This window comes from Actinoplanes sp. NPDC051633, assembly GCF_040681735.1.
Lineage (GTDB): Bacteria > Actinomycetota > Actinomycetes > Mycobacteriales > Micromonosporaceae > Actinoplanes.
Genome location: NZ_JBFAZH010001506.1, coordinates 1 through 1,579, shown reverse-complemented (window position 1 = coordinate 1,579; position 1,579 = coordinate 1). Strand labels below are relative to the sequence as shown.

Genomic DNA, 1,579 nt, shown 5'->3' with positions numbered 1-1,579 from the left:
GCCGCGGCGCCTCCGCGCCGCGGCCGATACCACTCCGCCAGCGAGTTGACCATGCCGAACATCAGCCGCGCGGCGATCGCCGGGTCGGTGTCGGCCCGCAGGTCACCGGCCGCCTGCGCCTCCTTGACCAGGTCGGTGACCTGGGCGTCGAGGATCCGCCGGCGCATCAGCGCGTCCTGCTCGATGGCATTGTTGCCGCGCACCCGCAGCAGCAGCGTCACGAACTCGAGGCGATCGGCCAGCACCAGCACACTGCGCCGGATCAGCAGCTCGAGCCGCTCGATCGCGGGCGCGCTCGACGATGACACCTCGGCCGCCGCCTCCTGCAGACCGTCCAGCGCGTGGTCGATCGCCATCCGGAGCAGGTCCTGCTTGCTGGTGACGTGGTGGTAGATGGTGGATTTGGTGATGTTGAGGGCGTCGGCGAGGTCGCTGATGCTGGTCGCTTCGTACCCCTTGTCGTTGAACAGCCGCACCGCCGCGGTCAGCACCGCATCCTGGTTGTGACCCGGCCGTCCGGGCCGGCGGCCCGTCACCGGATGACCCCGGTCATCGGACAACCCTGGAACGCCCGCGGAACTCGGCCACCACGTCGCCGCCGCGCGAGACGGTCACGTCGTAGATCCCGTTGCGTCCGCTGAGCGCCCGCTCGGTGGCCACCGCCTCGAGCTCGTCGCCGAGCCGCGCCGGACGGAGGAAGTTTATGTCGCACCCCGCCGCTACGGTGACCGGGCCGTGGCTGTTGCAGGCGCAGGCGAAGGCGGTGTCGGCGAGCAGGAAGACGTATCCGCCGTGTGCCATGTCGTGCCCGTTGACCATGGCGGCGGTGACCGTCATCCGCACCCTGGCCTGGCCCTCCCGGGCGTCGAGCAGCTCGATCCCGAGGCCCTTGGAGGCCTGGTCGCGGTCGAACATCTCGTGGGCGGCGGTCTGTGCCACGAATGCTCCAAGGGCTTGATAACCGAACGAACGGACGGTAGATAATATGACAGCAAACCGCAGAGGAGCGCGAATGACAACCCCGGCCGAGTTGTACGAGACGCACCGAGACCTGCTGGACCGCGCGGTCGCCGCGACCCGGTCCCGCGACTACTTCTCGGCGTTTCCCGAGTCGCCGAGCAAGTCGGTCTACGGCGAGGAGGCGGCGCCGGCCGGTGAGCGGGCGTTCAAGGCGCTGCTGGACACCGACTTCGCGATCGAAGTGCCCGGCGCCGAGGGCACCGTCTCCAGCGAGCGCTCGCCATTCGGTTTCGACCTGAAGATCCGGTATCCCAAGGCCGACCCGGCCGCTCTGGTCGCGGCGGCGCGGAAGGCCACACCGGCCTGGCGTGCCGTCGGGCCCCAGGGCCGCGCCGGCGTCGCCGCCGAGATCCTCCGCCGCATCAACGCCCGCTCCTTCGAGTTCGCCCACGCCGTGCAGCACACCACCGGCCAGGCGTTCGTGATGGCGTTCCAGGCCGGCGGCCCGCACGCGCAGGACCGCGGGCTCGAGGCCGTGGCCGCCGCGCTCGACGCGACCACCCGGGTGCCGGCCGAGGCGCAGTGGAGTAAGCCGCAGCGTGGCGGCGACCCGTTGCGG

At 71.0% G+C, this 1,579-nt stretch carries 2 protein-coding genes and 1 pseudogene; 1 reads left to right on the top strand and 2 read right to left on the bottom strand.

What is annotated here, in order from left to right:
* The coding region (locus tag AB0M20_RS42580) for a TetR/AcrR family transcriptional regulator (protein ID WP_364307102.1) at positions 1–536 on the bottom strand (536 nt) is incomplete at its 3' end.
* 13 nt (positions 537–549) lie between these two features.
* The gene (gene paaI, locus AB0M20_RS42575; protein WP_364307104.1) at positions 550–915 is read right to left on the bottom strand and encodes a hydroxyphenylacetyl-CoA thioesterase PaaI; all 366 of its coding nucleotides are present in this window, start codon (positions 913–915) and stop codon (positions 550–552) included.
* A gap of 97 nt (positions 916–1,012) precedes the next feature.
* Here paaI and AB0M20_RS42570 point away from each other — a divergent pair.
* A pseudogene (locus tag AB0M20_RS42570) lies at positions 1,013–1,579 on the top strand (phenylacetic acid degradation protein PaaN); the annotation flags it as partial.